The organism is Stenotrophomonas thermophila, from assembly GCF_001499715.1.
Lineage (GTDB): Bacteria > Pseudomonadota > Gammaproteobacteria > Xanthomonadales > Xanthomonadaceae > Stenotrophomonas > Stenotrophomonas hibiscicola.
In genome coordinates this window covers 1-6,261 of record NZ_CVIW01000048.1, presented here as the reverse complement: position 1 = coordinate 6,261, position 6,261 = coordinate 1, and the positions used below count along the sequence as shown (strand labels likewise).

6 protein-coding genes are annotated in these 6,261 nt (G+C 68.8%); 4 read left to right on the top strand and 2 right to left on the bottom strand.

Annotated elements, in window-relative coordinates; genetic code table 11:
- From BN1263_RS16770 to glgX, 4 genes are all read left to right on the top strand, one after another.
- Positions 1–759, top strand: a 759-nt coding sequence (locus BN1263_RS16770) for a 4-alpha-glucanotransferase (protein ID WP_144435382.1), incomplete at its 5' end; no start/stop codon positions are given.
- Positions 756–3,329, top strand: a complete 2,574-nt coding sequence (gene treY / locus BN1263_RS16765; RefSeq protein WP_058982751.1) for a malto-oligosyltrehalose synthase — start codon at positions 756–758, stop codon at positions 3,327–3,329. The genes BN1263_RS16770 and treY, both read left to right, overlap by 4 nt.
- Entirely contained in the window at positions 3,298–3,468 is a 171-nt protein-coding gene (locus BN1263_RS20245) for a DUF2934 domain-containing protein (RefSeq protein ID WP_005413658.1), read from the top strand. Before treY ends, BN1263_RS20245 begins: the two co-directional genes overlap by 32 nt.
- On the top strand, positions 3,455–5,575 hold the full coding sequence (gene glgX, locus BN1263_RS16760) for a glycogen debranching protein GlgX (RefSeq protein WP_058982750.1): 2,121 nt from the start codon (positions 3,455–3,457) through the stop codon (positions 5,573–5,575). The genes BN1263_RS20245 and glgX overlap by 14 nt, the downstream gene beginning before the upstream one ends.
- A gap of 52 nt (positions 5,576–5,627) precedes the next feature.
- Here the strand turns inward: glgX and BN1263_RS16755 are convergent, their stop codons facing one another.
- Both BN1263_RS16755 and BN1263_RS16750 read right to left on the bottom strand, forming a co-directional pair.
- Positions 5,628–5,942, bottom strand: a complete 315-nt coding sequence (locus tag BN1263_RS16755; protein ID WP_058982748.1) for a branched-chain amino acid transport AzlD family protein — start codon at positions 5,940–5,942, stop codon at positions 5,628–5,630.
- Positions 5,939–6,261 (bottom strand): ABC transporter permease family protein (locus tag BN1263_RS16750; protein WP_527059173.1); only part of this gene is annotated, 323 nt, incomplete at its 5' end. The genes BN1263_RS16750 and BN1263_RS16755, both read right to left, overlap by 4 nt.

Here is a 6,261-nt window from a genome sequence, read left to right as displayed (position 1 = left end):
AGCTGGTCACCCTTCGCCCTGCAGCGCGAGGGCTTTGAGCCGTTCATCCGCGTGCTGCGCGCTGTGATGGCCGGCCGTGGCGGGCTGCGCATCGACCATATCCTTGGCCTGCAGCGCCTGTGGGTGCTTCCCCGCGGGGCGGGCGCCGGGCAGGGCGTTTACCTGCGCTATCCGTTCGAGGATCTGATCAACCTGCTGGTGCTGGAATCGTGGCGGCATCGCTGCGTGCTGATTGGTGAAGACCTGGGCGTGGTGCCGCCGGGCGTTCGCCAGCGGCTGGCAGCCCGCGGCATCCTGGGCATCGAGGTGCTGCCGTTCGCCCGCAACGGTGAGCGCTTCCTGCCCGCGCCACGGTGGCGCCGCGATGCGGTGGCCATGCCCTCCACCCATGATCTGCCACCGCTGTCCGGCTGGCTGCACGGGCGCGACCTGCGCTGGCGTGCCCGCCTGGGAGAGCTGAGCGGGCTTCCGTCGGCGCTGCACGCGCGCTCCAGAGAGGTCCAGGCGCTGTCCGCAGTCGCCCGGGGCGAGGGGGCCACGCTTGAAGCGCGTGCGCTGTCGCTGGTCGCGCACGCATCGTCACGGCTGGCGCTGCTTCCGCTGGAAGACGCCCTGGGCAGTCGCGCGCAGGTGAACCTGCCGGGCACCGTCGACGGCCATCCCAATTGGCGCCGACGGCTGCCGCTTGCGTGGGACCAGGACGCGGCCGACGCGCGTATTGCCCGGTTCAGCGCCACGCGGAGGAAGGAGCAGCGATGACTCCGTTGCGTGCCACCGTGCGCCTGCAATTGCATGCAGGCTTCGACCTCGGGGACGCCGCGGCGCAGGTGCCGTATTACGCCGCGCTGGGCGTCAGCCACCTTTACCTGTCGCCTGTCGCCGCTGCGCTGCCCGGGTCTACGCATGGCTACGATGGCATCGACCCGGCCCGCATCAATCCGGAACTGGGCGGCGAAGAAGTCTTCCGGCAACTGGCCACGGCGACGCGGGCGCACGGCATGGGCCTGATCCTGGACATCGTACCCAACCATCTGGCGGCTTCCCCGCACAGCCATTGGTGGAGCGATGTGCTGATGCACGGGCGTCGGAGCCCGCAAGCAGATTGGTTTGACATCGACTGGGAGGCGCCGGGCTGCGAGGGCCGGCTGTGGCTGCCTGTGCTGGACCGGCCGTTGCATGACGCGGTGCGCGATGGCGTCGTGCGCGTGGTGGTGGACAAGGCGCGGCCCGTGCTGCGCCACCATGGGCTGGCGTTGCCGTTGTCGCCGCGCAGCCATCCACTGGACCCCGCGCAGTGGCCGGCGTGGGCCGAGCGCTGCAACCGCAGCGTTGAACGGCTGCATACCCTGCTGCAGCGGCAGCACTACCGGCTGGCCTGGTGGCGCACGGCGGGCGATCAGGTGAATTACCGGCGCTTTTTCGATATCAACGAGCTGGCCGCGCTGCGGGTGGAGCGCGACGACGTGTTCGAGGCGGTGCATGCGCTGCCGCTGCGGCTGGTGCGTGAGGGATGGGTTGACGGCCTGCGCGTCGACCATGTGGATGGCCTGTCGCGTCCGGGCGCCTACCTGCAGCGCCTGCGTGAATCGATCAGGACGGCGTGCGCGGCCGGCGACCGTGATCCGCAGGCGGTGAGCCTGCATGTGGAGAAGATACTGGCCGAGGGCGAGCAGCTGCCCGACGGCTGGGCCTGCGAGGGCACCACCGGCTATGACTTCATGGACCAGACCGGGGCGTGGCTGCACGATCCGGCGGCTGCGCCCGCGCTCTCGCGCACGTGGCAGGCACTGGGCGGTGACCCGCGCAGCTTTGAACGGATTCAGCAGGACGCTCGCGGCATGATCTTGCGCCAAGGCCTTCACGCAGACTTCCAGCGGCTGCTGCGCAGTGCGCAGCAGGTCCTGCAGCCCCGGCTGGCCGAGGCCGATATCGGACTGGCTGCGCTGGCGCGCGCATTGGCTTCATTGCTGCGGCATTACCGCACCTACCGGCCCTATTCGCTGCAGGGGGCGGGTGAACGAAAGGCGCTGGTGGACGCTGCCGGTGCTGCGCGCGAGGCGCTGGACGGTGCCGCACGCGCCGCGCTGGATCTGCTGCTGCAGGCACTTCCCGGCCAGGCGCCGGCTGAAACCGAGCTGCGCGTACGGTTCGGGCAGCTGGCCGCGCCGCTGAATGCCAAGTCGGTGGAAGATACCGGGTTCTATCGCTATTTCAGGCTGCTGTCGCGCAACGAAGTCGGCAGTGATCCACAGCGGCTGGGCATGGAGGGGCGCGAGCTGCTGGAACATGCAGCCGGGCGCCTGCGGCGCCATCCCAGGGCGCTGCTTGCGCTGGCGACCCACGATCACAAGCGCGGGGCCGACAGCCGGGCACGGCTGGCGGTTCTCAGTACCTGCACGGTCGAGTGGCGGGACGCGGTGCGGCGCTGGAGCCGGATGGCGACCCACGCCGGCGCGCCGATGCCGTTGCCGGGTGCCGAGACCTATGCGCTATGGCAGGCGCTCGTCGCCGCGTGGCCGATGCACGGTACCCCCGGCGCCGGCTTCGCATCGAGGATGGTGCAATGGCTGATCAAGGCATTGCGCGAGGGTAAACGGGTCAGCAGCTGGTCCGATCCCAACGTGGCCGTGGAGGAGGCCGCCGCGCAGTGGCTGCACGCGCTGCTGGATGGAGCGCCATTGCAGCCGGTGCGGGAGGCGCTGGCGACGTTCGTGGCGCGCATTGCGCCGGCGGGCGCCTGCAACGGCCTGGCACAGCTGTGCCTGCAGCACTGCCTGCCCGGCGTGCCCGACCTCTACCAGGGCGGCGAAGGCTGGGACCTGAGCCTGGTGGACCCGGACAACCGGCGTGCCGTGGACTATCCAGTGCGGCAGGCGTGGCTGCGTGATACGCGCGGGTGGCCCGCCCTGCTGGAGGACTGGCGGGACGGTGGCATCAAGGCATTTCTGCTCAGGCGCTTGCTGGAGTGCCGCCGCAGGCACCCGCAGCTGTTCCTGCACGGCCAACTGCAGCCGCTGTCCGCACCGGCGCGTTCGCCCTGGCTGGCATTCGCGCGCAGGCATCAGGCGCAGGTGCTGCTGGTGATCGTGCGGCGTGGTTCGCCCACCGCCGTGCCCGGGCCCAGCCTGCACGCAGCACACGACGTCGGCACTGGCGTGATGCTGCACGGGCTGCCGACAGGCCCCATGCGCAACCTCCTGGACGGGCGCATCGAACATTTCAACGCAACCGCGGACGTGGCCGGGCTTCTGGCTGGCAGCCCGTTGGCGATATGGATCAACGAGGAGACAGGTAGGGATGGACAGCAGGGAACGACGGCAGCGGATTGAGGCATTGGCCCATCAGATATGGGAAGCTGAAGGGCGGCCGGACGACCAGCAGCAGCGGCATTGGCACATGGCCGAGCGCTTGGTGGAAGCCGAGATTGCCGCTGCGCGCGACGAGGAGGGAACCGATGGTCAGCCGTAAGTGGACGCAGACTTCGCGGGTGCGCGAAGGCCGGCCGTTCCCGCTGGGGGCGACCTGGGACGGATTGGGTGTGAACTTCGCGCTGTACTCGCGGCACGCCACGCGGGTGGAACTGTGCCTGTTCGACGCGCGCAACCGTGAAGTCGAGCGTATCGCGCTGCCCGAGTACACCAACGAGATCTGGCACGGCTACCTGCCGGACGTGCGGCCCGGGCAACGTTACGGCTACCGGGTGCACGGCCCGTATGCCCCGGAAGAGGGCCATCGCTTCAATCCCAACAAGCTGCTGCTGGACCCCTACGCCAAGCAGATCGTCGGCGAACTGAAGTGGGCCCCACACCTGTTCGGCTACACCCTGGGTCACCGCGATGGCGATCTCAGTTTCGACCGCCGCGACAGCGCCAGTTACATGCCACGCTGTGCCGTGATCGATCCGGCTTTCAGCTGGGGCGTCGAGCGTGCACCTGCCACGCCCTGGGACCGGACCGTGATCTACGAAGCCCACGTGCGCGGACTGACCATGCAGCATCCCGACGTCCCGCAGGCCGAGCGCGGTACCTTCTCCGCGTTGCGGCACGATGCGGTGGTCGACCACCTCAGCCATCTGGGGGTGACCGCCATCGAGCTGCTGCCGGTGCATGCCTACGTGGATGACCAGCAGCTGCTCGAGCGCGGGCTGCGCAACTACTGGGGATACAACACCATCGGCTTCTTCGCGCCGCAGGCACGCTATCTGTCGCTGGGCACCGTGGCCGAGTTCAAGCAGATGGTCGCGCGCCTGCACAACGCGGGCATCGAGGTCATCCTGGACGTGGTCTACAACCACACCGCCGAAGGCAACGAGCTGGGCCCTACGCTGTCGTTCAAGGGCATCGACAACGCCAGCTACTACCGTTTGGCCGATGATCGCCGCTACTACATCAACGATACGGGTACCGGCAATACGTTCGACCTGACCAATGCCGGTGCGCTGCGCATGGTCATGGACTCCCTGCGCTACTGGGTGACCGAGATGCGGGTGGATGGGTTCCGCTTCGACCTGGCAACCATCCTCGGCCGCGAACGGCATGGCTTCGACGCCTCGGGCAGCTTCCTCGATGCGGTACGCCAGGACCCGATCCTGAGCCAGGTGAAGCTGATTGCCGAGCCATGGGACATCGGCCCGGGCGGCTACCAGCTGGGCCAGTTTCCGCCGGGCTGGGCCGAGTGGAACGACCGCTTCCGCGACACGGTGCGCGCGCTGTGGCGTGGCGATGGCGGGCAGCTGCCAGAGTTTGCCACGCGCTTCACCGGCTCGGCCGACCTGTTCGAACACCACGGCAGGCGACCGTCGGCCAGCATCAATCTGGTGACCGCGCATGATGGATTCACCCTGCACGATCTGGTCAGCTACAACGATCGCCACAACGAGGCCAACGGCGAGGACAACCGTGACGGACACTCGCACAACCTCTCCAGCAACCACGGCGTGGAGGGAGACACCGATGATGCGGCGATCCTTTCGTTGCGTGCGCGGCAGATGCGCAACCTGCTGGCCACGCTGCTGCTGGCGCAGGGGACGCCGATGCTGCTGGCCGGCGATGAGTTCGGCCATTCGCAGCGAGGCAACAACAACGCCTACTGCCAGGACAATCCGCTGAGCTGGATCGACTGGGAGCGCGCAGCATTGCCGGCTGCACAGGCGCAGGTGGCGTTCGTGCGGCGGGCGCTGTCACTGCGCCGGCGCTACGGCCTGCTGCGCCGGAACCGGTTCCTGCGCGGCGAGTACGATGAGGCGCTGGGCCTGCGGGATATCGACTGGCGGCATCCCGATGGTCGCGGCATGGAGGAAGCGGACTGGCATGACGCAGGGCTGCGTGCGCTGGCGATCGTGCTGGACGGTCGCAGTCCGGACAGTGGCCTGCGCGAGCCCGGGCGGCATGTCAGCCTGGCCCTGCTGTTGAACGCCGGGGAGCAGCCGCAGCGGTTCTGTGTGTCAGACGATGCCCTGTCGTTCCGGCGCGTACTCCTGCAGACCGACGAAACGCCGTTGGAGCCGGATGAGGAAGGCGCCTGGACGCTGCCGTCGCGCAGCCTGTGCCTGCTGGCGGCAAGCAGCAGCGCGTGATTGCACTGCTGCGCCACTACGGACCGCCGGGCATTGCCCGGCGGTCCGGTGGCTACCCCATCAGATAGCGCAACACACCCGCCGAGACCACGCCGATCAGCACAGTCGGGAGCATCGACAGCCGCGTGGCGGCCAGCAGGGTAATGGCCAGCGCGGCCAGGTCGGCGGGTTTGTCGGCAACGAAGTCCGGGGCGATCACCGAGATCAGCACGCAGCCCGGCGCGGCTTCCATCACCGTCACCGCACGTTTGCTCAGGGTGCGGTTGCGCAACGCCAGGAAGCCGACGATGCGGGTCAGGTAGGTGGCAGCGGCCATCAGCACGATGGTCAGCACCGAGGTCCACTGGATCAGTCCATTGAAGATCATGCCGCGTCCTCCGCCAGCAGCCAGGCCGCGGCCAGGCCCGCCAGTGCGCCGCTGGCCACGTACCACGCGCCCGGGACCAGCAGATAAGTGGCGGCGGCCACGACCAGGCTGAGCAGCCACGGCCGCGCCGCCTTCATGCCCTGCCACATGCCGCGCAGCAGCACCAGGAACACGGCGGGGAAGGCCATGTCGAAACCATAGGCGTGGATGTCGCCCAGCATCGGCCCGATGATCGCGCCCAGCGCGGTGCAGGCCACCCAGACCGTGTACAGGCCTGCCGACACGCCCAGGTAGTAGGCCAGGCTGAAGCCAAGCGCGC